The organism is Rhodobium orientis, from assembly GCF_003258835.1.
Lineage (GTDB): Bacteria > Pseudomonadota > Alphaproteobacteria > Rhizobiales > Rhodobiaceae > Rhodobium > Rhodobium orientis.
The window spans coordinates 1-235 of sequence record NZ_NPEV01000235.1; the positions used below are offsets into that span (position 1 = coordinate 1).

Genomic DNA, 235 nt, shown 5'->3' on the forward strand with positions numbered 1-235 from the left:
CTTTCCAAATATAAAAGTCGCGGTACAGATTTTCTTTGCCGGACGCCGCTTCTTTAAACCATCTGTGCTCTGTTGATGTATGGTTGACGACAAGATCCATGATCACCTTTATGCCGCGCTTGTGGGCCTCTTCAAGAAGCTCTTCAAAGTCGGCCATTGTTCCATATTCTTCATGGATGCTGTAATAGTCGCTGATGTCATAGCCGTTGTCGTTTTGCGGCGATTGATAAATCGG

At 45.5% G+C, this 235-nt stretch carries 1 protein-coding gene; it reads right to left on the bottom strand.

What is annotated here, in order from left to right:
* On the bottom strand, positions 1-235 hold a 235-nt coding region (locus CH339_RS26000), incomplete at both ends, for an alpha-amylase family glycosyl hydrolase (RefSeq protein ID WP_245408205.1).